The organism is Bacillus sp. 3G2 (assembly GCF_044324725.1).
In the GTDB taxonomy this organism is placed as follows: Bacteria; Bacillota; Bacilli; order Bacillales; family Bacillaceae_G; genus Bacillus_A; species Bacillus_A mobilis.
In genome coordinates this window covers 4,322,540-4,346,747 of sequence record NZ_CP172246.1, presented here as the reverse complement: position 1 = coordinate 4,346,747, position 24,208 = coordinate 4,322,540, and the positions used below count along the sequence as shown (strand labels likewise).

General features: G+C 35.9%; 27 protein-coding genes and 3 other annotated features (1 of these 30 only partly in view). Of the genes, 20 read left to right on the top strand and 7 right to left on the bottom strand.

Annotated features, from left to right (window positions below):
• Window positions 1-12 precede the first annotated feature (12 nt).
• The 15 genes from mutM (at window position 13) to ACHZK0_RS22235 (ending at window position 14,424) form a co-directional block, all read left to right on the top strand.
• The gene (mutM, locus tag ACHZK0_RS22305) at window positions 13-843 is read left to right on the top strand and encodes a DNA-formamidopyrimidine glycosylase (RefSeq protein WP_061677047.1); all 831 of its coding nucleotides are present in this window, start codon (window positions 13-15) and stop codon (window positions 841-843) included.
• A 72-nt stretch (window positions 844-915) separates the two neighbouring features.
• Entirely contained in the window at window positions 916-1,548 is a 633-nt protein-coding gene (gene ytaF, locus ACHZK0_RS22300) for a sporulation membrane protein YtaF (protein ID WP_270341945.1), read from the top strand.
• A gap of 51 nt (window positions 1,549-1,599) precedes the next feature.
• A complete protein-coding gene (gene coaE, locus ACHZK0_RS22295; protein ID WP_262740115.1) occupies window positions 1,600-2,202 on the top strand; it encodes a dephospho-CoA kinase in 603 nt (200 codons plus the stop codon).
• Between the two features lie 109 nt (window positions 2,203-2,311).
• Window positions 2,312-3,340, top strand: a complete 1,029-nt coding sequence (locus tag ACHZK0_RS22290) for a glyceraldehyde-3-phosphate dehydrogenase (protein WP_061677050.1) — start codon at window positions 2,312-2,314, stop codon at window positions 3,338-3,340.
• Between the two features lie 388 nt (window positions 3,341-3,728).
• Window positions 3,729-4,112, top strand: coding sequence for an adenosylmethionine decarboxylase (speD, locus tag ACHZK0_RS22285; RefSeq protein WP_002003660.1), 384 nt, complete (start codon window positions 3,729-3,731; stop codon window positions 4,110-4,112).
• Window positions 4,113-4,397: 285 nt separating this feature from the next.
• Complete coding sequence (nrdR, locus tag ACHZK0_RS22280) at window positions 4,398-4,859, top strand: transcriptional regulator NrdR (protein WP_001203687.1); 462 nt, start codon at window positions 4,398-4,400, stop codon at window positions 4,857-4,859.
• Window positions 4,860-5,011: 152 nt separating this feature from the next.
• Complete coding sequence (locus tag ACHZK0_RS22275) at window positions 5,012-6,418, top strand: replication initiation and membrane attachment family protein (protein ID WP_395760879.1); 1,407 nt, start codon at window positions 5,012-5,014, stop codon at window positions 6,416-6,418.
• A gap of 33 nt (window positions 6,419-6,451) precedes the next feature.
• Window positions 6,452-7,390 (top strand): primosomal protein DnaI, encoded by a 939-nt coding sequence (dnaI, locus tag ACHZK0_RS22270; protein ID WP_000400114.1) that lies wholly within the window; start codon window positions 6,452-6,454, stop codon window positions 7,388-7,390.
• Window positions 7,391-7,667: 277 nt separating this feature from the next.
• Window positions 7,668-8,549, top strand: a complete 882-nt coding sequence (gene ytxC, locus ACHZK0_RS22265) for a putative sporulation protein YtxC (protein ID WP_262740113.1) — start codon at window positions 7,668-7,670, stop codon at window positions 8,547-8,549.
• A 31-nt stretch (window positions 8,550-8,580) separates the two neighbouring features.
• Window positions 8,581-8,809, top strand: a binding site (T-box leader).
• Window positions 8,810-8,856: 47 nt separating this feature from the next.
• A complete protein-coding gene (thrS, locus tag ACHZK0_RS22260; RefSeq protein WP_000786073.1) occupies window positions 8,857-10,794 on the top strand; it encodes a threonine--tRNA ligase in 1,938 nt (645 codons plus the stop codon).
• A gap of 210 nt (window positions 10,795-11,004) precedes the next feature.
• Window positions 11,005-11,125: a sequence feature (ribosomal protein L20 leader region), on the top strand.
• Between the two features lie 62 nt (window positions 11,126-11,187).
• Entirely contained in the window at window positions 11,188-11,691 is a 504-nt protein-coding gene (gene infC, locus ACHZK0_RS22255) for a translation initiation factor IF-3 (RefSeq protein WP_000973214.1), read from the top strand.
• A gap of 21 nt (window positions 11,692-11,712) precedes the next feature.
• Window positions 11,713-11,913, top strand: a complete 201-nt coding sequence (gene rpmI, locus ACHZK0_RS22250) for a 50S ribosomal protein L35 (protein ID WP_001125946.1) — start codon at window positions 11,713-11,715, stop codon at window positions 11,911-11,913.
• A 37-nt stretch (window positions 11,914-11,950) separates the two neighbouring features.
• A complete protein-coding gene (gene rplT / locus ACHZK0_RS22245) occupies window positions 11,951-12,307 on the top strand; it encodes a 50S ribosomal protein L20 (protein ID WP_001138364.1) in 357 nt (118 codons plus the stop codon).
• A 470-nt stretch (window positions 12,308-12,777) separates the two neighbouring features.
• Window positions 12,778-13,269, top strand: coding sequence for a dUTP diphosphatase (locus ACHZK0_RS22240; protein ID WP_000365056.1), 492 nt, complete (start codon window positions 12,778-12,780; stop codon window positions 13,267-13,269).
• 69 nt (window positions 13,270-13,338) lie between these two features.
• Window positions 13,339-14,424 carry a M42 family metallopeptidase gene (locus tag ACHZK0_RS22235; RefSeq protein ID WP_000163547.1) on the top strand — a complete coding sequence of 362 codons (1,086 nt, stop codon included), beginning with the start codon at window positions 13,339-13,341 and terminating at the stop codon, window positions 14,422-14,424.
• A gap of 40 nt (window positions 14,425-14,464) precedes the next feature.
• Here ACHZK0_RS22235 and ACHZK0_RS22230 read toward each other — a convergent pair whose 3' ends face one another.
• Window positions 14,465-15,082 carry a TetR/AcrR family transcriptional regulator gene (locus ACHZK0_RS22230; protein WP_395760878.1) on the bottom strand — a complete coding sequence of 206 codons (618 nt, stop codon included), beginning with the start codon at window positions 15,080-15,082 and terminating at the stop codon, window positions 14,465-14,467.
• Between the two features lie 297 nt (window positions 15,083-15,379).
• On the opposite strand from ACHZK0_RS22230, the gene ACHZK0_RS22225 reads away from it, so the two are divergent.
• Both ACHZK0_RS22225 and ACHZK0_RS22220 read left to right on the top strand, forming a co-directional pair.
• On the top strand, window positions 15,380-16,033 hold the full coding sequence (locus ACHZK0_RS22225) for an HlyD family secretion protein (RefSeq protein WP_395760877.1): 654 nt from the start codon (window positions 15,380-15,382) through the stop codon (window positions 16,031-16,033).
• A 12-nt stretch (window positions 16,034-16,045) separates the two neighbouring features.
• Window positions 16,046-17,845, top strand: a complete 1,800-nt coding sequence (locus ACHZK0_RS22220) for a DHA2 family efflux MFS transporter permease subunit (RefSeq protein WP_270341947.1) — start codon at window positions 16,046-16,048, stop codon at window positions 17,843-17,845.
• 21 nt (window positions 17,846-17,866) lie between these two features.
• Here ACHZK0_RS22220 and ACHZK0_RS22215 read toward each other — a convergent pair whose 3' ends face one another.
• Together ACHZK0_RS22215 and ACHZK0_RS22210 are read right to left on the bottom strand one after the other, a co-directional pair.
• Complete coding sequence (locus ACHZK0_RS22215) at window positions 17,867-18,229, bottom strand: ammonia permease (protein WP_262740110.1); 363 nt, start codon at window positions 18,227-18,229, stop codon at window positions 17,867-17,869.
• Window positions 18,230-18,242: 13 nt separating this feature from the next.
• Window positions 18,243-18,617, bottom strand: a complete 375-nt coding sequence (locus ACHZK0_RS22210) for an ammonia permease (RefSeq protein WP_262740109.1) — start codon at window positions 18,615-18,617, stop codon at window positions 18,243-18,245.
• A 146-nt stretch (window positions 18,618-18,763) separates the two neighbouring features.
• On the opposite strand from ACHZK0_RS22210, the gene ACHZK0_RS22205 reads away from it, so the two are divergent.
• Window positions 18,764-19,306 (top strand): sigma-70 family RNA polymerase sigma factor, encoded by a 543-nt coding sequence (locus tag ACHZK0_RS22205; protein WP_262740108.1) that lies wholly within the window; start codon window positions 18,764-18,766, stop codon window positions 19,304-19,306.
• 21 nt (window positions 19,307-19,327) lie between these two features.
• On the top strand, window positions 19,328-20,353 hold the full coding sequence (locus ACHZK0_RS22200; protein WP_395760876.1) for a DUF4179 domain-containing protein: 1,026 nt from the start codon (window positions 19,328-19,330) through the stop codon (window positions 20,351-20,353).
• A 27-nt stretch (window positions 20,354-20,380) separates the two neighbouring features.
• On the opposite strand, the gene ACHZK0_RS22195 is transcribed toward ACHZK0_RS22200, so the two are convergent.
• From ACHZK0_RS22195 to sspI, 4 genes are all read right to left on the bottom strand, one after another.
• Window positions 20,381-21,055 (bottom strand): CPBP family intramembrane glutamic endopeptidase, encoded by a 675-nt coding sequence (locus tag ACHZK0_RS22195; RefSeq protein WP_262740106.1) that lies wholly within the window; start codon window positions 21,053-21,055, stop codon window positions 20,381-20,383.
• A 247-nt stretch (window positions 21,056-21,302) separates the two neighbouring features.
• Window positions 21,303-22,016, bottom strand: coding sequence for a CPBP family intramembrane glutamic endopeptidase (locus ACHZK0_RS22190; protein ID WP_262740105.1), 714 nt, complete (start codon window positions 22,014-22,016; stop codon window positions 21,303-21,305).
• Window positions 22,017-22,155: 139 nt separating this feature from the next.
• A complete protein-coding gene (locus ACHZK0_RS22185; RefSeq protein WP_395760875.1) occupies window positions 22,156-22,713 on the bottom strand; it encodes an HD domain-containing protein in 558 nt (185 codons plus the stop codon).
• A gap of 178 nt (window positions 22,714-22,891) precedes the next feature.
• Entirely contained in the window at window positions 22,892-23,101 is a 210-nt protein-coding gene (sspI, locus tag ACHZK0_RS22180) for a small acid-soluble spore protein SspI (protein ID WP_000009509.1), read from the bottom strand.
• An 82-nt stretch (window positions 23,102-23,183) separates the two neighbouring features.
• Here sspI and ACHZK0_RS22175 point away from each other — a divergent pair, with 82 nt between their 5' ends.
• Complete coding sequence (locus tag ACHZK0_RS22175; protein ID WP_262740103.1) at window positions 23,184-23,981, top strand: TrmH family RNA methyltransferase; 798 nt, start codon at window positions 23,184-23,186, stop codon at window positions 23,979-23,981.
• Window positions 23,982-24,029: 48 nt separating this feature from the next.
• Window positions 24,030-24,208 (top strand) — a binding site (T-box leader); it runs 50 nt beyond the window's last position.

The following is a 24,208-nucleotide window of genomic DNA, read 5'->3' as shown; positions in this document are numbered from 1 at the left end:
GGAAGTGATGAGATGCCTGAATTACCAGAGGTTGAAAACGTCAGACGGACACTTGAAAATCTTGTAACAGGAAAAACGATTGAAGATGTCATTGTTACGTATCCGAAAATAGTAAAACGACCGGATGATGCAGAAATTTTTAAAGAAATGCTAAGAGGCGAAAAGATTGAAAATATAAAGCGAAGAGGGAAGTTTTTGCTTTTATATGTAACGAATTATGTTATTGTTTCACATTTGCGTATGGAAGGTAAGTTTTTACTGCATCAAGAGGGTGAACCAATTGATAAGCATACGCACGTCCGTTTCTTATTTACAGATGGAACTGAATTACATTATAAAGATGTGAGAAAGTTTGGTACGATGCATCTCTTTAAGAAAGGTGAAGAGTTGAATCAAATGCCTCTTGCTGACTTAGGTCCGGAGCCATTTGATGCTGAATTGACACCGCAGTATTTACAAGAAAGATTGCAAAAGACCAATCGTAAAATCAAAGTTGTGTTATTAGACCAGCGTCTTTTAGTAGGGCTTGGAAATATATATGTAGATGAAGTTTTATTCCGTTCTCAAATTCATCCGGAACGAGAAGCGTCGTCTTTAACAGCAGAAGAAATTGAACGAATTTACGAGGCGACTGTTACAACGTTAGGTGAAGCGGTGAAGCGAGGCGGAAGTACAATTCGAACGTATATCAACTCGCAAGGGCAAATTGGTTCGTTCCAAGAACTTCTAAATGTATACGGAAAAAAGGGAGAACCGTGTGTAACTTGCGGTACGATATTAGAAAAAACAGTTGTTGGCGGAAGAGGAACGCATTACTGCCCAATTTGTCAGCCAAGAATATAGAAAAGAGATAACATCGGATAGGCATTTGTCATATACATACAGCAGAGCTATGTATAAGGGAGGAGCTTACCGATGTACCTTTATTTATCTCTTATTTTATTAGCTTTTACATTAAGCTTAGATAGCTGTAGTGTAGGGCTAACATATGGTTTAAGAAGCGTAAGAATTCCACTAAGATCAATTATAATTATCGGAATGTGTTCAGCGGCTGTTATGCTTGTTTCAATGGGAATTGGACATATGATCGCGAAAATATTTTCACCTGTTATCGCAACGCGTATCGGTGGGCTTGTTCTTATTGGGATAGGAATTTGGGTATTATACCAATTTTTTCGAAGTGAGAAGAAAGAAGAACCGAAGCAAGAGGAGAAGGTATGGAAATTAGAAATTGCTTCGCTCGGGTTAGTGATTCAAATTTTACGGAAACCGACTGTTGCAGATTTTGATAAATCAGGCACCATTTCTGCAGGAGAAGCGTTACTTCTTGGTATCGCTCTTTCTATAGATTCGTTCGGTGCTGGAATTGGTGCATCTTTATTAGGGTATGCACCTGCTATGATGGCGATGTTAGTTGCGGTTATGAGTTCTTTGTTTTTATTTATTGGAATGAAACTTGGAACGGTTTTATCAAATATGAAATGGTTACAAAAATTTACATTCCTGCCTGGGGTATTACTCATTATTATTGGAATTTGGAAAATGTAAGTATGGGCGTGGAACATTAGTTTCGCGCCTTTTATTATGAGGAGGGGTATGATGACAGTAGTAATTGGATTAACAGGAGGCATTGCAAGCGGGAAAAGTACGGTATCAGACATGTTTCGTGAACTGAGTATACCAGTTATTGATGCGGATATTATTGCGAGAGAAGTTGTAGAGCGAGGAAAACCAGCATATAACAAAATAGTAGAAGTGTTTGGAACGGAAGTATTACAAGAAGATGGAGAACTGGACCGGCCGAAATTAGGAAGTGTCGTTTTCTATAATGAAGAAAAACGATTGCAGTTAAATAAAATCGTTCATCCTGCAGTGCGTGAGGAAATGAATACGCAAAAGGAAATGTACATAAAAGAAGGTATGCAAGCGGTTGTGTTAGATATTCCTCTTCTGTTTGAAGGGAAATTAACAAGTCTCGTTGATCGTGTTTTAGTTGTAGCAGTTAAGCCACATACACAATTAGAACGTTTAATGAAACGAAATAATTTTTCAGAAGAAGAAGCAACGGCGCGTATTCAATCTCAAATGCCGTTAGAAGAAAAAGTGAAGAATGCAGATGAAGTGATAAATAATGATGGCACAATTATGGGAACGAAAACACAATTACAGGTGATTTTAAAGAATTGGAACATTATTGACTAAAAAATTGTGAAATTAATGAAAATGCTTAGTGACATATCCCCTTTTTGTGTTATACTATTATTGGGATTGGAGATAAATAGTATAACGCATTCAAGGGGGATAACATATTATGACTCGTGTGGCAATTAATGGATTTGGACGTATTGGGAGAATGGTATTTCGTCAGGCAATAAAAGAAAGCGCATTCGAAATTGTAGCAATCAATGCAAGCTATCCATCTGAAACGTTAGCACATTTAATTAAATATGATACAGTTCACGGTAAGTTTGACGGAACAGTAGAAGCATTTGAAGATCACTTATTAGTTGATGGGAAAATGATTCGCCTTTTAAACAACCGCGATCCAAAGGAATTGCCTTGGACAGATTTAGGTGTTGAAGTTGTAATTGAAGCAACTGGTAAATTTAATTCAAAAGAAAAAGCAATTCTTCATGTTGAAGCTGGAGCGAAAAAAGTGATTTTAACAGCGCCTGGTAAAAATGAAGATGTAACAATTGTAGTTGGTGTGAACGAAGACCAATTAGATATTACAAAACATACTGTTATTTCAAATGCATCTTGCACAACAAACTGTTTAGCGCCTGTTGTTAAGGTGTTAGATGAGCAGTTTGGAATTGAAAACGGTTTAATGACAACTGTTCACGCTTATACAAATGACCAAAAAAATATTGATAACCCACATAAAGATTTAAGAAGAGCGCGTGCTTGCGGACAATCAATCATTCCGACAACGACAGGTGCAGCGAAAGCGCTTGCAAAAGTTCTTCCGCACTTAAACGGAAAACTTCATGGTATGGCACTTCGTGTACCAACACCAAACGTGTCTCTTGTTGACTTAGTAGTAGATGTAAAACGTGATGTGACAGTTGAAGCTATTAATGAAGCATTTAAAACTGTTGCAAACGGTGCATTAAAAGGTATTGTAGAATTCAGCGAAGAGCCTTTAGTATCTATTGACTTCAATACAAATACACACTCAGCTATCATTGATGGTTTATCTACAATGGTAATGGGTGATCGTAAAGTAAAAGTACTTGCTTGGTATGATAACGAGTGGGGCTACTCTCGTCGTGTTGTAGATCTTGTAACGTTAGTTGTTGACGAATTAGCGAAACAAGAAAATGTGCAACATATTTAAGTAAATAAGGGAGAGGGCAATTGAATATTTGCCCTCTTTTTTTTATTTTTTTCTGAAAAGGAAAAAAATTATATAAGTATATTTTTGAAAGTGGACATACCACGAAACGTTGTGTTTACTGAATTTGTGAATCATTTATTTTTTTTAGGGAAAAGTAAAGAGGAAAATATGACAGAAAATCGAAAAAACTGTTGTTGCAAAATGAAAATAAACAAAGTATACTAACACTCGTAAACTTAAGAGCTGAGGTACGTAGTCACTACTTAAAGGGTTAGGACCTCTCTGGACTAACTTTCCCCCGTGGTAGTGGAGCAAGCCAAATTGCAAATTAGTTTTCAATTCGAACAGTTAGAATAAATTTACAAGGGGGAACTGTAGAATGGATACTATGGATACGATGGGTCGTCACGTGATCGCTGAACTTTGGGATTGCGATTTCGACAAGCTTAATGACATGCCGTATATTGAACAATTATTTGTGGATGCAGCACTGAGAGCTGGTGCTGAAGTACGTGAGGTGGCTTTCCATAAATTTGCACCACAAGGTGTAAGTGGAGTAGTAATTATCTCGGAATCACATTTAACAATTCATAGCTTTCCGGAGCACGGTTACGCAAGTATCGATGTTTATACTTGTGGGGATCGTATTGATCCAAATGTTGCTGCAGAATATATTGCAGAAGGTTTAAACGCGAAAACGCGTGAGAGCATCGAGCTTCCTCGAGGCACTGGTAGCTTCGAAATTAAGCAGAGAGAAACAAAAGCTCTTTAAAAAAGAACATAATTGATTTAAAATGTAAAGAGGTGTATAATGCACCTCTTTTTTAGTTTATAAAAAAGGAAAAATATAACGTACTCGTTAGTTAGATAAATTGAGCTCTTATGAATAAGTTAACGCCTCGTCTCCCATCTTATTTTTGAAAACGAGATGATAAAATAATGTGCGTAAACTTAAACTGGTAAGAGAGTTAGAATGAGTTATATAATATTGTATATATATTGTCAGATGAAGTAAGTAGAGGAAAAATAAAGAGTATAGTGTAAAGGAGTGAATATATTGCGTTGTCCATCCTGTTCTCATAATGGTACAAGAGTGTTAGATTCGCGTCCGGTAGACGAGGGGCGCTCTATTCGAAGAAGGAGAGAGTGTGAAAGTTGTTTAAGTCGCTTTACGACATTTGAAAGAGTAGAAGAGTCACCTCTTATCGTTGTAAAAAAAGAAGGCACACGTGAAGAGTTTAATAAAGAAAAGATTTTACGCGGCTTAATTAAAGCGTGCGAAAAAAGACCAGTATCTTTAAGGCAATTAGAAGAAGTAACTCAAAGTGTGGAACGTGAACTTCGTAATTTAGGTATATCAGAAGTGAAAAGTGATATGATTGGTGAAATTGTTATGGAAGAACTGCGTGATATTGATGATGTTGCTTACGTGCGTTTTGCTTCTGTATATCGCCAATTCAAAGATTTAAATGTATTTATTGAAGAATTAAAAGATATACTGCAAAAAGAAAGAGAGTAGAAGTTGTATTTTATTCTCTTTACATACCGTAAGGAATGAGATAAGAGAGCTAGAAGCGAAAGCTAATAGCTCTTTTTCGCTAAGAAATTATATAATGAAGATAGAACGAATGAAGTAGAGGATAGATTGGATGAGAGAAAGGAAAAGCAAGAATGGAAAAACAGTCATGGATGGAGCTATTGCCAATTGATCGTTATAAAGTAAGTGCGAAAGGGTTACTGCATAATTACGACCGAAAAGTGTTAACGATGTTGTATCAGCCATTAGTAGGTAGTAGAGCTTTTAGCCTGTACATGACGCTATGGGGAGAGTTAGAGCAAGATCGTGTGTTTGGAAAAGAGAATACACATCATTCCCTTATGGTGACCATGCAAATGCAGCTTCCCGAAATATATGAGGAACGAGTAAAGTTAGAGGCAATTGGGCTTTTGAAGGTATATATTAAGAAAGAAAAAGATATTCGAATGTTTATATACGAATTGCAACCACCTTTATCTCCGAAACAGTTTTTTGATGATATTGTGTTAAGCATCTTTTTATACAATCGATTGAGCCGGACAAAATATAATCAAGTAAAGCAATATTTCTTAGAAGAAGAATTTGATTTTGCTTCTTATGAAAATGTTACGCGTTCTTTCAATGATGTGTTTGGTTCGTTTAATCCAGGACAGCTTGAGCATGCGCAAGAAGATCTTCGTATTCCAAAAACGACAGCTATGCCAAGTAACGAGAAGGGAGACGCTCCAAAAGTTTGGAATGATTTCTTTGATTTCTCCTTATTTGTAGATGGCTTGTCCGCGCTTGTCCCTAAAAAGGCGATTACAGATCAAGTGCGAGAATGTGTCATTACACTTGCTTACGTGTATGATGTAGATGTGTTATCGATGCAAAACATCGTTCTAGGTACGGTGACAGAGCTGCAGACAATTGATATCGAAAGGCTTAGAAAAGGAGCACGTGATTGGTATCAGTTCGAAAACGGTCAAGCGTTACCTGTATTAAGTGAAAGAGTACAACCTCACGCTGCACGTATGATGGAAGGAAAAGAGCCTTCTACGCAAGAAGAGATGTTAATAAAGCAGTTAGAGGAAATCTCACCAAAACAACTATTGAAAGAAATCTCTGGTGGTGCAGAGGCGACAAAGGCTGACTTGCAGATTGTTGAAGATGTAATGATCAGCCAAAAATTAACGCCAGGTGTTGTGAATGTACTTATTTATTACGTTATGCTACGCTCAGATATGAAACTTGCGAAAACGTATGTGGAGAAAATTGCGGGTCATTGGGCACGTAAAAAGGTCGGTACAGTAGCGGAAGCAATGGCGTTAGCGAAAGAAGAAAATCGTCAATATCAAGAATGGGCTGAGACGAAGAAAAAAGGCCGTACGTCGAAGAAAACGATAAGAAAAGAAATGGTACCAGATTGGCTAAAAGAAGAGCCGAAAGAACAAGAGAAAGAAACAGTGAAGAAAGATGTAAGTAAGAAAAAAGATGCAAGTACGTTAGATGATGAACGAAAACGACTAGAAGAAGTGTTAAAAAAATATAAGCGTGATTAATAGAAGAGAATGAACGCTCTTTGAGGTGAGAAAATGGAGCATATTCAAAATTCATTTGCAAAGTTAATGGAAAATAAAAATTTTAAAAATAGATATGAAGTATTAAAGGCGGAAGTAATGGCACATCCGCGTGTGAAAGAATTTATAGACGAACATCAAGGTGAAGTAACAACTTCTATGATTGAGCGCAGTCTTGTGAAGTTATACGAATATATCGGACAAAGTGTAGGTTGCGCAGATTGTCCAGATCTAGGTTCGTGTAAAAACATGCTGCAAGGATATGAGCCGAAGCTCGTTATCCAAGGGAAGATGATTGATATTCAATACGATCGTTGCGTTAGAAAAGTAGCATATGACGAGAGAAAGAAATATGAAAAACTCGTTCAAAGTGTATATATGCCAACTGACATTTTACAGGCAACGATGGAAAACTTAGATCCTTCAGATTTAGATGCGCGTATTGATGCAATTGGTGCAGCCAATGAATTTTTAAGTACATATGAACCTGGTAAAAAAGTACAAGGTTTATATTTGTACGGTAAATTTGGTGTAGGGAAAACGTATTTGTTAGGAGCAATGGCGAACGAGCTTGCTCAAAAGAAAATAAGTTCGATGCTCGTATACTTCCCTGAATTTCTACGTGAAATTAAAAGTTCGATTCAAGATAATTCGATTGGGGAAAAGATTGATGCGGTGAAACGCGTACAAGTTTTAATGCTAGATGATATCGGAGCAGAAGCGATGTCAAGCTTTGTACGTGACGATGTGCTTGGGGCAATTTTGCAATTCCGTATGTTAGAAAACTTACCGACGTTCTTTACGTCTAACTTTGATTTTAAGGAATTGGAACATCATTTAACGTATACACAGCGTGGTGAAGCAGAACAAATGAAAGCAGCACGTATTATGGAACGAATTAAATATTTAGCGAAGCCAATTCCAATTGGCGGGAAAAACCGACGTCATAAGTAAAGAGTAAGCTGAAAAGCTTGCTCTTTTTTCGTTTTGAACACTTTTTAGACTAGGTGAATTGTAAAACGAAAAGTTCTTATGGAAAATTCATTGTAGCTTGTATCATTTTTTTCTCCCTCCCTTAATATATATAAAATTAGTAAGCCATATCGAGTGGATTTTCTAACGATAGGAAATGTAATTCTACTAAGAGTGAACTTCACGCGGGACGGACTCTTATAGGATTTGTAACGTATAGATACAATCCTTTAGAGCAGGGATAAAAGGGGGGACAAAAGTGATTGAAATTTGCTTCGAAGAAAAAAATGATGCTATGCATGTATATAAACAACTATTGAAAAGGGCTGAACTGTTATATAAGGAAACGAGTGTGTATTTACAGGAACAAAAAGTGGTGATTCACATACCAGTATGTGAATCGAATTATATTGAAAAGATTTTATTGCCAGTTATGGTATATTTCATTGTGAATGTAAAGCAAAATGAGTGGATTTATACAATCTTAAAAGAAAAGTTTTTTTATGAAGAAGAGGAAGAGTGTCATCAAATATTGCAGATGGCACAAGAGATTTTAAAGGGAAGAAGAAAAGGGATTGCTCATGAATTAACACGTCATACATTTGAATCATATATTAAATCTTCTTTAAATAACTGGCTTTGTGATCCGCTTTCGTTCTCTTTTTCATCATATATTCGTTTTCGCCTTCGTACATATAGGGAAATGGTAGCTAAGCTTGCTGAAGTGTCGATTGATGAGTATAAGTTGGAACAAGAATATCAAATGTTTATTGAGACGCTAAGGCAACAAGTGCGTAGCCGAAAATCACGTTTGTCCTGTGTGCATCTTATTTTTGATGAAAGCTTTATTTTCTATGATGATAAAGGTAGGCGTTTAAAACAGGAGAAATTGGTCCAATATATAGATGAGGAATTATTAAAGCAAAAGGATGTATATATTGATACGAAAGTAATTGCACCACTTCTCTCTATTTCCCCGAAAAAAATTTATTTATATACGAAAGAACAAGACCATAATATGATTATTACTTTGCGAAATGTATTTCAAGAACGGGTCCAATTACATGGATTACATGAGTTTGAACGCAATGTGAAAAATTTAAAAAATAAAGGTAACGCCCTTGATTTTCTAAGTTTTTGAGCATATAATTACCTACATAAATGAAATATATTGAAATGTCATGATGAGGACATGAGTAGTTTTCTACGATTTTCAGAGAGGGAAGCCTTAGGGTGTGAGCTTCCTAGTACGGGATTATTACTTACCACCTCTAAACTTTAGCAGTGAACGGTTTTTCTAGTAATTGCTAACGGACAACACCGTTATGTTGAACTTGAGCAATTAACGATAAGGTTAATTGGAACAAGGGTGGAACCACGAATTCAACACTCGTCCCTTTTTACGGGATGAGTGTTTTTTATTTTGAAAAAAAGAGGAGTGACCAGTGATGGCAGATGTAGTTAAAATTACTTTCCCTGATGGAGCTGTGAAGGAGTTTCCAAAAGGCGTAACAACTGAAGAAATCGCAGCTTCTATTAGCCCAGGCTTAAAGAAAAAAGCTGTGGCTGGAAAATTAAACGATGAGATGATCGATCTTGTTACACCAATCGAAGAAGATGGTGCAGTTTCTATTATTACATTAGATTCTGAAGATGGCTTATACATTTTACGCCATTCAACAGCCCACCTTTTAGCGCAAGCGTTAAAACGTTTATATAAAGATGCTAAGCTTGAGCTTGGTATTGGTCCAGTAATCGAAAATGGCTTCTACTACGATATTGATATGGAAGAAGCAATTACAGTTGAAGACTTCAAGAAAATTGAAAAAGAAATGCAAAAAATCGTGAACGAGAACTTAGAAATCGTTCGTCATGAAGTACCACGTGCAGAAGCACTTCGTCGCTTTGAAGAAATCGGCGATGAGTTAAAATTAGATTTAATTAACGATCTTCCAGAAGATGCAGTTATTTCAATCTATGAGCAAGGCGAATTCTTCGACCTTTGCCGTGGTGTTCACCTTCCATCTACAGGGAAAATTAAAGTATTTAAATTATTAAGCGTTGCAGGTGCTTACTGGCGCGGCGACAGCAATAATAAAATGTTACAACGTATTTACGGTACTGCATTCGTTAAGAAAGCAGAATTAGATGAGCACTTACGTATGCTTGAAGAAGCGAAAGAGCGCGATCACCGTAAATTAGGTAAAGAATTAAAACTATTTACTAATAGCCAAAAAGTAGGACAAGGCTTACCGCTTTGGTTACCAAAAGGTGCAACTATCCGTCGTATTATCGAGCGTTATATCGTTGATAAAGAAGCAAGCTTAGGCTATGATCACGTATACACTCCAGTACTAGGAAGCAGAGAGCTTTATGAAACTTCTGGTCACTGGAATCACTACCGTGATGGTATGTTCCCATCAATGGAAATGGATAATGAAGAGTTAGTTCTTCGTCCAATGAACTGCCCTCACCACATGATGGTTTATAAAAATGATATTCACAGCTACCGTGAATTACCAATCCGTATTGCGGAACTTGGAACAATGCACCGCTATGAAATGTCAGGTGCGTTATCTGGATTACAGCGTGTACGCGGAATGACTTTAAACGATGCGCACATTTTCGTTCGCCCAGATCAAATTAAAGAAGAGTTAAAACGTGTTGTAAACTTAACTCTAGAAGTGTACAAAGATTTCGGTTTAGAGAACTATTCATTCCGCCTATCTTACCGTGACCCAGCTGATACTAAAAAGTACTATGCTGATGACGAGATGTGGGAAAAAGCACAAGGTATGCTAAAAGAAGCTATGGATGAAATGGGTCTTGATTACTATGAAGCTGAAGGTGAAGCGGCATTCTACGGTCCAAAACTTGACGTTCAAGTTCGTACTGCTCTTGGAAAAGACGAAACACTTTCAACTGTACAATTAGACTTCTTACTTCCAGAACGCTTTGAATTAGCTTACGTTGGTGAAGACGGAAAACAACATCGTCCGGTTGTAATTCACCGTGGTGTTGTATCAACTATGGAACGTTTCGTAGCCTTCTTAATTGAAGAATACAAAGGTGCATTCCCAACTTGGTTAGCTCCAGTTCAAGCGCAAGTAATTCCGGTTTCTCCGCAAGTACATTTAGACTATGCGAAGAAAGTACAAGATGAACTACGTCGTGCTGGCATCCGTGTTGAATTAGATACTCGTGAAGAGAAAATTGGTTACAAAATCCGTGAAGCACAAATGCAAAAAATTCCGTATATGCTTGTAGTAGGTGACAATGAAGTAACTGAAAACGGCGTAAACGTACGTAAATACGGTGAACAAAAATCAGAAACAATCGCATTAGATGCTTTTGTTGATATGATTAAAGTAGAAGGAAAACGATAAGACAGAGCCGCGGTATACCGCGGCTTTCGTATGTATTATAAAAAAGAAAAACTAGAAAAAATAACCAAACAATACTTATCATAAAAAAGTATTGCAAGTATGTTAGTTGTTTGTTACAATATTTCTTGTTGTTAGTAAAACACATCGCGTCTTCTTGACAGACGTCATGTCCTATGATAAACTCATCAAGGATAATAGAATATTGTTTTGTGGAACAAGTAGAAGCACCCGCTTCTCACCTGATGGACGCATTCGCAGTTTACAGGTAAATGTATTTCTTACTTAAGAATTTACAAGTGTGGGTGTCGTATGCCCGCACTTTTTTTGTCGGGTTCTATGACTACAAAATATGTTCTGAGAAAACCTTGGAGGTGGCTTACTATTAGCAAGGATATGATGATTAACGAGCAAATTCGTGCACGTGAAGTACGTTTAGTTGGTGCCAATGGCGATCAACTTGGAATCAAGTCTCGTAATGACGCTTTAGACTTAGCTGCAAATCTTAATCTTGATTTAGTATTAGTTGCTCCAAATGCGAAACCGCCAGTATGCCGCATTATGGACTACGGTAAATTCCGCTTTGAGCAACAGAAGAAAGAAAAAGAACAGCGCAAAAATCAAAAAGTAATTAGCATGAAAGAAGTTCGTTTAAGTCCAACAATTGATGAACACGACTTTAACACAAAACTTCGTAATGCTATCAAGTTTTTAGAGAAAGGCGACAAGGTTAAAGCGTCAATTCGCTTTAAAGGACGTGCCATTACTCATAAAGAAATCGGTCAACGTGTTTTAGATCGCTTCTCAGAAGCTTGTGCTGAAGTTAGTACAATTGAATCTAAGCCTAAAATGGAAGGACGTAGTATGTTCTTAGTTTTAGCACCGAAAAACGATAAGTAATAGATAGAGGAGGAAATACCTATGCCTAAACAAAAAACTCATCGCGGCTCTGCAAAGCGTTTCAAAAAGACTGGATCAGGTAAACTGAAACGTTCTCACGCTTACACAAGCCATTTATTCGCTAACAAATCTACAAAAGCTAAACGTAAACTACGTAAAGCTGGTGTAGTAAGCGCTGGTGACTTCAAACGCATTCGTCAAATGCTTGACAACTTAAAATAAGTTCGGCTGATATATAGAACAATTAGGAGGTAATATTATGCCAAGAGTAAAAGGTGGTACAGTTACTCGTCAACGTCGTAAAAAAGTTATAAAATTAGCAAAAGGTTACTACGGTTCTAAGAGTACATTATTCAAGGTTGCTAACCAACAGGTTATGAAATCTCTAATGTATGCATTCCGTGACCGTCGTCAAAAGAAACGTGACTTCCGTAAATTATGGATTACACGTATCAACGCAGCAGCTCGTATGAATGGTCTTTCTTACAGCCGCTTAATGCACGGTCTTAAAAATGCTGGCATCGAAGTTAACCGCAAGATGCTTGCTGACTTAGCTGTTCATGACGAAAAAGCTTTCGCTGAATTAGCAACAGTTGCAAAAAACAACATTAACTAATTAATTAGTTGAAACCTTAGAAGATTTTTCTTCTAAGGTTTTTTATTTGTATGCAAAGAGAAGTATGTCGTTATCGATATGACAAAATCAATATAAAAGCTATAGCGATATAGAAGAATATACATATGAAGCCAGGAGAATTCTCCTGGCTTTTTTCAATTATCTCCCTTTGGAAAGAAGAGTATCTTTCCTACCTGAAACGACACTGCTATAATGGAAAGATGATATGGAACTTTCATCAGATAAAATAAATTTTTTTATCAGTGGACAATCCCCGGATAATGATTAACTATCACCAATCGGAGTGAATAATCTAATCGTGATGATTGAAACGTATTTGTAAATTAAGGACAAGCTATTTTGTAAAGAGATAAATGGCTGACTTATTAATAAGAAACGAAAAATAATAATGAACTTTGAGATGAAACAACATTGTTGCGTAAAATGCGATGTTGGAGGAGGACAATAGAATGGACTTACTACAACTATTTAAATTACAAAAAGAATTAGATGACCGTATTGTGAAAGAGCATGACTTACAACCGAAAAAATTGTTAAAAGAAAAAATGTTAGCTCTTCTTGTAGAAATCGGAGAACTTGCAAATGAAACACGTTGTTTTAAATATTGGAGCAACAAACCAGCATCAGAACGTGAAGTAATATTAGAAGAATACGTAGATGGTTTGCATTTTATTTTATCAATCGGAATTGATTTAGGTATTGATAAAAACTTCCTATTCTATAAATGTGCACAAACGAATAAAACACAAGTAGAAATTTTCTTAGACACATATGCGAAGGTGATTCGCTTTACAGATCAACCATCTATTACGAACTATATTGAATTATTTACAAGCTACCTTCGACTTGGACAAGCGCTAGAGTTTGAACAAGAAGAGATTGAAAAGGCATATTTAGATAAAAACGAAGTAAATCATGAGCGTCAAACACAAGGATACTAATTTAATTTTTGAATATTTCAATTTCCTTTTGTATAATGAAGTGACTGAAGAAAAAGGAGGGTGTTGGCAATGACAAAATTAGACGCGACATTGACAATGCTAAAAGAATTAACAGATGCACGTGGTATTGCGGGTAACGAGCGTGAACCACGTGAAGTAATGAAGAAATATATCGAGCCGTTTGCGGACGAACTTTCTACTGATAATTTAGGAAGTTTAGTTGCGAAAAAAGTAGGGGAAGAAAACGGCCCGAAAATTATGGTTGCAGGTCATTTAGATGAAGTTGGCTTTATGATTACGCAAATTGATGACAAAGGTTTCCTTCGTTTCCAAACAGTTGGTGGCTGGTGGTCACAAGTTATGCTTGCACAGCGCGTGACAATTGTAACGCGTAAAGGAGATGTAACAGGTGTAATTGGTTCAAAACCACCGCACATCTTACCCCCAGAAGCGCGTAAAAAGCCAGTAGATATTAAAGACATGTTCATCGATATTGGTGCTTCTAGCCAAGAAGAGGCAATGGAGTGGGGCGTACGACCAGGAGATCAAGTTGTACCTTACTTTGAATTCCAAGTGATGAAGAATGAAAAAATGTTACTTGCAAAAGCATGGGATAACCGAATTGGTTGTGCAATTGCAATTGACGTATTAAAACAATTAAAAGATGAAAAGCATCCAAACGTTGTATATGGCGTAGGGACTGTACAAGAAGAAGTCGGTCTTCGTGGTGCGAAAACATCTGCAAACTATATTAAACCAGATATCGCGTTCGCAGTAGATGTTGGTATCGCTGGTGACACGCCTGGTGTAACGGCAAAAGAAGCACAAAGTAAAATGGGTGATGGACCACAGATTATTTTATATGATGCGTCTGTTATTGGTCATACTGGTTTACGTGACTTTGTAGTTGATGTTGCTGACGAATTAGAAATTCCATATCAATATGATTCAGTAGCGGGCGGTGGAACGGATGCAGGTGCAATTCACATTGCTGTAAATGGTATTCCGTCTATGGCAATTACGATTGCAACGCGCTACATTCATTCTCATGCGGCAATGTTACACCGTGATGACTATGAAAATGCAGTGAAGTTAATTGTAGAAGTTATTAAACGTCTTGATAAAGAGGCTGTACATAACATTACATTTAATTAATAGAAAAAGCGAAGGAGCCTCTCCTTCGCTTTTTTATGTTTTAAAAAGGTCGCTCTAATCCAGCGGCAGTATGAGCTCCTAAAATAATTAAGCGAGTTAATTGCATGGCCATAAAATGCGGGGTGTATATCATCCCTTTTTTTAACCATGACATAATCATCCCGATATGAGCCCCTGTTACATAGCTAATCAAAATATCACGAGGAACCATAAGATCTTTATCATCTGGCTGTGAAATCGATAAGCTTAATGTTAAGTGAGTTTGTATTGTTTTCATCATTTTATAAGAGTAGTTTCCAGCGGCTTTATCACCAAGCATAACGTTATAGAAGGTCACATTTTCTGCAATATGTTCGAACAAAGCTAAAAAGGTTGGATGTGGTGAATCAAATGTAAGTTGAAACTCTTCTTTATTTCTATTTTTTGGTTTAATAACTTCTGTTAATTTCTCTAACATTTCTTCAATGCTTTTGTCTAATAGGTCATACTTATCATGGTAATGGCTATAAAACGTAGCACGATTTACAGGAGCACGTTCTGCGATATGTTGAACAGTTACATCGTCAAATCCTTTTTCGCCTACTAAAGCGACAAAAGCATCCTGTATGAGTTGTCTCGTCCGCTTTACACGTGGATCATTTGTATTTTTAATAGACATTTTTACTTCTCCTTGTTTAATTTTATATACTTAAACAACATATTGTTATTATATTGTTGTTTAAGCAACATTTCATACTTAAATTGTCGGTTGTAGATTCGAAATAATTATTTATAATTATAAACGATAGTCCTTCAGAAATCAGCACCGCTCGCAGGTAGATAAATTTCGATTTACACCGCAGATGGTGTGATTTTTTTGTTTAAAAGTTAATATAATTAACAATTAAACAATCTAAACAATAAGGACGTAAATAGTTTAGAAAAAAATTATATGCGATATAAGGAGAGGAATGCAATGAATCAGTTTCGAAGAATGGTAATTATCAACATTATCACATTAATTGTACTAGTTGGCGGCGGTATTGGCGGTTACTACTATTACAACCAAACGGAAAATTACTTAAAAACAGACAATGCAAAAATTGATGGAAAGGTAATTCCGGTTGCTTCACCAGTAGCAGGTAAATTAATTGAATGGAAAGCTGAAGTAGGTAAGAACTACAATGAAAATGATAAATTAGGTGCGGTTACTGTAGCGGCAGCAAATGGAGAACAAACAGTAGACGTAACAATTCCGCAAAATGCAACAGTTGTACAATCAAACGCAACGACAAATGCTTTCGTTGGAGCAGGTAGCCCAATTGCTTATGCATTTGATATGAACAATTTATGGGTAACAGCAAACATTGAAGAAACAGTGATTGACGATGTTCAAAAAGGTCAAACAGTAGATGTATATGTAGATGCATACCCAGATACAACGTTAACAGGGAAAGTAGAACAAGTTGGATTAACAACAGCAAATACATTCTCAATGTTACCATCAAGTAACGCAACAGCGAACTATACAAAAGTAAAGCAAGTTGTACCAGTTAAAATTTCTTTAGACCATAGTAAATCAGTAAATATTGTTCCTGGAATGAATGTGTCAGTTCGTATTCATAAGTAAGGGGGAGATGAGATGTCCTCAATTGCAATTGTAGGATATGCACTATTTTGTATAATCGTCTTCTTCCTTGTAAATCGTCTTTTACGAAAGAAAAAAACGAACGTGGGAGAAGAACAAGTCCCAGCCGTAAGTAAAATAGAAGTAAGTAAAGTGGAAACAGAAGAGAAAGAAATAGAACAAAAGCAAGAAGTAGAAATTTCTAATGTAGTTGAATTAGAAACAAGCAAGCAAGAAGAAGTAAAACAAGAAAAAGAAGTACCGAAAAAACAAACGTCTATGCCTATAGAGAATGTAAATGTAAAAGCAGTTGTAACAGTATTAATTCTTGGTATGTTCGTTTCTATTTTAAACCAAACGATCATTAACGTTGCGTTGCCACCGCTAATGAATGAATTTAACGTGTCAACATCAACAGCCCAATGGTTAATTACAGGATTCATGCTTGTAAATGGTATTTTAGTACCGATTAGTGCCTTTTTAGTTTCACGATTTACGTACCGTAAATTATTTGTAGCGGCCATGTTATTCTTCACGGTAGGATCTATCATTTGTGCTACATCAGGAAACTTCACAATGATGATGACAGGCCGTATTATTCAAGCGGTCGGTGCAGGTATTTTAATGCCGGTTGGTATGAATATCTTTATGACATTATTCCCGCCTAATAAGCGCGGAGCAGCGATGGGATTACTAGGTGTTGCAATGATTTTAGCACCAGCTATCGGACCAACTGTAACGGGATGGGTTATTGAAAACTATAGCTGGAACTTAATGTTCTACGGAATGTTTGTAATTGGTTTAATTATTACGTTCCTATCTTTAAAATTCTTTACACTAGCTCAGCCAGTGTCTAATACGAAATTAGATGTATTTGGTGTAATTAGTTCAAGTATTGGACTAGGTAGCTTACTGTATGGATTTAGTGAAGCTGGAAATAATAGTTGGACTAGTGCCGAAGTTGTTATTTCACTTGTTATCGGTGTAATTGGTTTAGCGTTATTTATTTGGAGAGAGTTAACAACAGAGAATAAAATGCTTGATTTACAAGTATTTAAATATCCGGTATTTACTTTTACTTTAGTAATTAACGCAATCGTTACAATGGCATTATTCGGAGGTATGTTATTACTTCCAGTATATCTGCAAAACATTCGCGGCTTTACGCCGATTGAATCAGGTTTATTATTACTACCGGGATCATTAATTATGGGTATCATGGGACCTATTGCAGGTAAACTATTTGATAAATATGGTATTCGTCCGTTAGCGATTGTTGGATTAGCCATTACAACGTTTGCGACATATAAATTCACAACGTTATCGATGGATACACCATATAGCGTTATTATGACGGATTATATTATACGTTCAATTGGTATGTCATTCATTATGATGCCAATTATGACAGCTGGTATGAATGCATTGCCGATGAAATTAATTTCTCACGGTACAGCAACGCAAAATACGTCAAGACAAGTAGCTGGTTCAATTGGAACAGCGATATTAATTACACTTATGACGCAACAAACGACTGCTCACGTAGCAGATTACGGCAACATGTTAACAACGTCAAATCCAATTTTAGTTGATAAAGTGCACGGTATGGGCCAAAGTTTAGCAGCGATTGCTGGATCGGCTCAAGCAGGAGATGTGATGAGCACGCAACTATTATTTGGACAAATTTCGAAGTTATCGGCAATTAACGGTATTAACGATGCATTCTTAATTGCAACGATACTCGCAGGGATTGCTTGGGTGTTATCGTTCTTCTTACCATCAGGTAATAAACCAAATAGAAAAGCAGGGAATTAATTTCCCTGCTTTTTTGTCTTGTTAAAGAGTGAGATATAAAAAATGATAACCAGTTACGGAGCACAGCCCTGTTATAAACAACATTGTCCCCATAGAACGAATACTTGATACTTGTCTTCCACTTATAATAGCTAATAGTCCAGCTAAAGAGAAGAAACACCAATATAAAGTTCCCGAAATTGGAACCATCCCCTCTAAATCTATTCCATAACCTATACAAATGATAGGAACAACGATAAGCGATATGCTAATTAAACCTGCTATAACGATAAGTGATTTTCGATATTTAATTCCGGCAGCAATTAAAAAAATGCCAACGATGCCTTCACATAATAACAAAATAGGGGCTAAGATAAGCCAAATAAATAAACCGGTAGATTCCATATGTAATAACTCCTTAATTAATAAAAGATGAATCAGGCATGGACATGAGTTGATAGCAAATAGCTGCAAACAGTCCTATTGAGAAAATAATGAGTCCCATGTTGCGTATACTCTTAATTTTTGAATGTACCCCATTCAATCCTGCTAATAAACCAGCTAGAGAGAAAAGTATCCAATATAGGACAGGTGGAATGTGGAGAACGGCCTCTCCATTGATACCTTTGTTAAAAAAAATAAAAGGCATTATAACGAATGAAAAGCAAATAATCCCCATCAAGATAACAAGTAATTTCCGATGTTTAATTCCTGTTACCATTAAAAAAATACCACCAGCAATCCCGCATAGTAAGAGAAGTGGCATAAAAACCATCCAAATAATACTGAACATATGTAAACTCCTTTATAATAATCAAGTTATATTTTACTACATGAGGTTTATTTTGGATATTATTAATAAATATGTATAAATTGATAGAAATGAGTAGTACCGATACGAATTAATAGATATAGAGCATGTTAGAGAGGAGGGAGCATATGAAAATTACAGAAGAAAATGTTGCGCATCAGCTAAGGAACAGGAGCGAAAAAGCATTATATTTTATTATCGACCAGTACGGCGGACTAATAAAAAGTATTATTCAGAAGCATTTAGCTTCGTTTCAGGATGTGCAAGAGGAATGTATGGATGATGTGTTATTAGCGATTTGGAATCATATTGAAAAGTATGATGAAGAGAAAAATACGTTAAAAAATTGGATTGCAGCTATTACAAAATATAAATCTATTGATTATGCGAGAAAATATGCGAAGACAGTAAATGAAAAAGGGATAGATCAAATAGGTGAAATAGCGGTACATACCGATACTACTAAAAGAGAAATTAGTAATGATATGGAACATATATTAAATCATTTAAAGAAGAACGATAAAGAAATCTTTATGAAGCATTACGTGGAAGAGGATAGTGTAGAAGCTATTGCGGAGAAAATGGGGGTGAAAACTTCTTTTATATACAATCGTCTATCAAGAGGTCGAAAGAAGTTAAGGGCATTATTTTTACATAACCGGATGAAATAAATAAGAAAAGAGGTGAAGGAAATGAAAGATCCATATGAAATGTTAAATGATATAAAAATGGATGAGAATGAATATGAAGAGATTAACTTAACTCACATAGAGAAAAAGAAAATAAAAAAGCGAATTCGTAAAAAAATAAATAAGAACAAAGCCCATACGAAACGGAATGTAGCGATTATAACATCCGCTGCGGCATTATTTATCATAATGATGACTGTAGATATGAGAAGGATGATTGCGGATATACCGTTAATCGGAAGTAAAATGGAAGACTACGTAAACAGTAGAGGAGAACCTTTAAAAGAATATACAACGACAATAGGACAAACAGTTTATGATAACGGTGTAGAAGTGCGGTTAGATGAAGTGATGATAGATGAAGGGCAGATTATTGTTAATAGTACGTTTAAGTCTAGTCGTATTAATTTAGAAGAGTCCCATCCTAGTCCTGATATTTATATAAATGGAAAACTGTTAAATGGCAGTGGTAGTGGCGGAGACAAAAAAATAAACGAGTATACGTATACATTTTTCTCAAATGTAGATTTAAAAGATGATGAAATGAATCCTCTAGAAATTCGTGGAGAATGTGATATACAAGTTGTATATAGAGATATTGTTTTAAAAAATGGGAAATCAACATGGAAAGGAGAATGGGGATTTTCTTTTAAAGCATCTGGAGACAAAATAAAAGCTGAAACGAAAACAATCCCAATCCATAAACATTTTAAATTGGAAAATGGTCAAAAAATAGAAGTGGAAGGTTTAAAAGTTTCTCCTATATCTACGAAATTGAACTATAAAATGTTGAATGGAACAAAATTAGAGGTGAAATTTATCGCGAGAGATCAAGATGGAAACGAGTTAATACCACATTCAGGTCTTACCTTATCCAAAAATAGTTATTGGCGATTTGAAAAGCTAGAAGATCGTGTAACGAAAATTATACTGACGCCTGTCCTAACTTCTGGTGAAGAAGGAGAGAAGAAAACGGATTATCGAAAAGTGTTAACGGAAGAAGAGTTTGAAGTTGTTATAAGAGAGTAAAGAGAGGTATCGTGATGATACCTCTCTTTATCCTAAAAAGGCTAACATATTATTCATAATATGAAGTAATATAGCTGGAATAATGGATTTTGTTTTTTTACATAAAATGGCCATAAATAGCCCCATGATGAACATACTAAACATCACACCAGTTGAGTACATATGACCTATTCCGAAGAGGAAGCTAGACCCAAACGCTGCAATCCAAAATGGGAAGCGCTGTTGTAGGAAGTGAAGAATAATACCACGGACTATAAGTTCTTCAAAAATAGGTACAAGTATAGCGCCACCTATTAGCAATAATAGTTTGTATTGTTTTAACATTTCTAGGTCTAAAGCGGATGACTGCTCTTTTACCGCATCAGGAAAAATATTATTAATTATAAATATATCATTAACGATATGTAGTCCATAAAAAAGAATGATATAGATGTATGTGCTTACTTTTTTTAATGCTGTAAAGTTTAGTGTTGGGACAATTAAATTTCTTAATGGCTTATATGCATAAATTAAAATTAATAAAATGCACAATACAAATAAATGCCTTCCAAAAGTAGTAAGTGATTTTGTTAAAGCAATTTGTTTTGGATCGGTTAAGCCTTCTGTATAAATAACGGTAGGAAGACCTATAAAGAGGTCGGCTAGGAATCCTGTTCCCCAAATCGCAAAAACGATTGAAAATAGAAATTGTGAGAGTGACATAGGGTATTTTTGTGGGTAAGTTAGTTGCGTGGCTTGTATAATAGTGAATCACCTATCCTTGCTTGTTTTATAGTTATATATAAAGATTATAGGATATTTATACAAAAAAGTCATCAGTGTAGTAAAAATGATATTTTGAAGCTAATATTTACAGACAGTAAGGATTTTACATTGATGTTCTGTGCAAACGGAAGAGTTTGAAGTTGTGATAAAAGAGTAAAAAGAGGTATCACAATGATACCTCTTTTTAGCTCAAAAATGCCAACATATTATTCATAATATGAAATAACATAGCTGGAATAATGGATTTTGTTTTTTTACATAGAATAGCCATTAATAATCCCATGAAGAAAGTAATTACCATTACTCCAAGTGAGTATGTATGAGCGATACCGAAGAAGAAACTTGTTATGATGGCTGCAATCCAAAATGGAAAGCGTTCTGAGAAGAAGCGGAGTATAAAACCACGGAAAATCAGCTCTTCAAAAATTGGTGTAAGTATTGCAAAACCGAGAAGTAATAATATTTGATACTGCTTAAAAACATCTAAGTTTAATGCGGAAGATTGCTGCTTTGTTGCGTCTTGGAACACATAATTTAACAAGATGTAATTGAGTAAAATGTTTATAGCGAAGAAAAGAAGTAAATATACGTATGTACGCCATTCTTTAAGTGCTTTAAAGTTAAATGATTGTAGTAGTAATTTTTTTGCGGGTTCGAATTTGAAAATGAAGAATAACAACACGGCTAGTTGTAATACGATACTTGCAGTATTTACGATCGATTCATACAGGGCAATTTGTTTTTTATCTGTAAGTCCTGCTGTATAGATTGTTAAGGGCATTGCGAGGAACACAGTAATAAGTCCGGTTCCGAAAAAAGCGAATAAAACGGAGCTAATAAATTGTCCCCATGACATAGAGTATTTCTGTTCATTAGAAAGTTGTGTAGCGGGTTGCATTTATAAAATCACCTCTTTATATTTGTATATTTAATTATAAAGTATTTTACTTTTAGTTGTAATGTTTAAATATTACATACAAAGGTGTATTTTCCATAAAATAATAAAAGAGGTATCACCCTATAGTGATGCCTCTTTCTCATTGATAACTATGCTCTGCCTTGTTATGCGATTTCGATTGCTCTATTTGCAATTCACGTTCTACCAATCGGTCTAACTGTTGAATAGCTTTTAATGCTTTTTCGTAAGAAATTGTTCTATAATGGTGCGCTCCGCCTGGTTCTTCATCTGCTTCGTCTGCCCATTTAATAATGTTTTGAAGAGATGTTCTTTCAATTTCTTGCTGTACTAAGAAAGAATCTGTATGAAGAAGAATCGCGATAGAAATTTCTTTTGCTAGTTTCGGATGTTCTCCTAATCTAATAAGCAATTTATGAGCTCTTTCTGCTCCTTTAATTGCGTGTATATCATTCTTTTTATATAAATCATAGTCCCATTCGCCGCCTGTGTACCACGTATGGTGTCCGATATCATGAAGGAAACCAGCTTTTGTTGCAGCATCGACTGAGGCATGATGCTTTTTCGCTAAGTGAAACGCATGGTAAGCGACAGCGATCGCGTGGACCATCCCAGAACGATTTACGTATTTTTGTGTAATATGGTGTCTGAAAATTTGTTCAAGCGTAATACGGTGCATAAAACATTCACTCCTTTTATCTTATGGTGTATATGAAGAAAAATCGATCGGTTTAAATGTATTTTGAACATTGTACTCCATCATAGTTCGTTAGTAAAGTAGAAATGTTTAGGAGAAGAAAAAAATTTTTTCGTGAAAAAAATCACCTTAGCTTATGCGAAGGTGATTTTCAAATTGCTTATTTTTTTAGTCCTTGCTCTAATGTTTCTAACATTTCGTGCTTTTCATTTTCATCAGCGTTTTTCCAAATGACTTCGAATAAAACACCAAGACCTGGAAGCATTTTTTCTTCACCGCTTTGAATTGCATCGACAATTGTTTCTTGTAATTGATCTTGTGAATTTCCAGATACATTTGCTAATACAGCACCACGTAAATTAAAACTCATTGCTTTCACCTCTTCTTCAGAATTGAAACTGACGTTAGTTTTTGTTCTTTTTTATGTAAATATGTATGAAAAATAGGCTATAATGATAAGACAAGAAGAGAGGGAAATACATATTATGAAAAACATTGATTCAGTACAAAATCCGCGTGTGAAGCAGTGGAAAAAGCTGCAGACGAAAAAAGAGCGCGATAAAAAAGGTTTATTTTTTGTAGAAGGATTCCACTTAGTCGAGGAAGCTTTAAAAGCAGGAGTTGTAACGGAACTTATCGTTTCTGATCAGACAGATCTTCCGAAAGATTGGACAGTTAATGATGTGGAAATGTATATCGTACCTGAAGCAATCGTAAAAATGCTTCGCGAAACAGAAACGACGCAAGGTGTATTTGCTGTTTGTGAGAAACACGAGAGTGAAGTAGCTCTTGCTGATGGGAAGTTTCTTTTATTAGATGGCCTTCAAGACCCAGGTAACTTAGGGACAATTATTCGTACAGCTGATGCAGCTGGTATTCATGCCGTTGTGCTTGGAGAAGGATGCGTTGATGCATATAATAGTAAAGTGCTTCGCTCTACACAAGGGTCTATTTTCCATTTACCAGTTGTAAAAGGGAACTTAGAAGAATGGGTAGACAAGCTAAAAGAACAAAACGTTCCTGTATATGGAACAGCTCTTGAAAATGGAGTTCCGCATGTTGAAGTAACACCGGCCGGAAGTTTTGCATTAATTGTAGGAAATGAAGGAAGCGGCGTAAGCCAAGAAATTCTTGCGAAAACGGATCAAAACTTGTATATTCCGATTTACGGCGGGGCAGAATCATTAAATGTTGCGGTTGCAGCAGGGATTTTAACGTATTATTTGCAAAGCCCAGTTGCGAACAAATAAAAAACTTCTTATAATAAGTTGAAGTATATTATATTAAAAGTTAAATAACGAAAAACGTTGATAGAGAAGAGTAACTTACAAAATCGCCATATAGGGAGAGAATGCCTTAGACTGAAAGCATTCTTATGGTAGACGGAAGTGAATTCACCTCTGGAGTTGACGCCAGGACCATATATATGTAAAGGCGTTCCGGTCAGAATTGATCGTTATAACTAATGAGTGGGCAG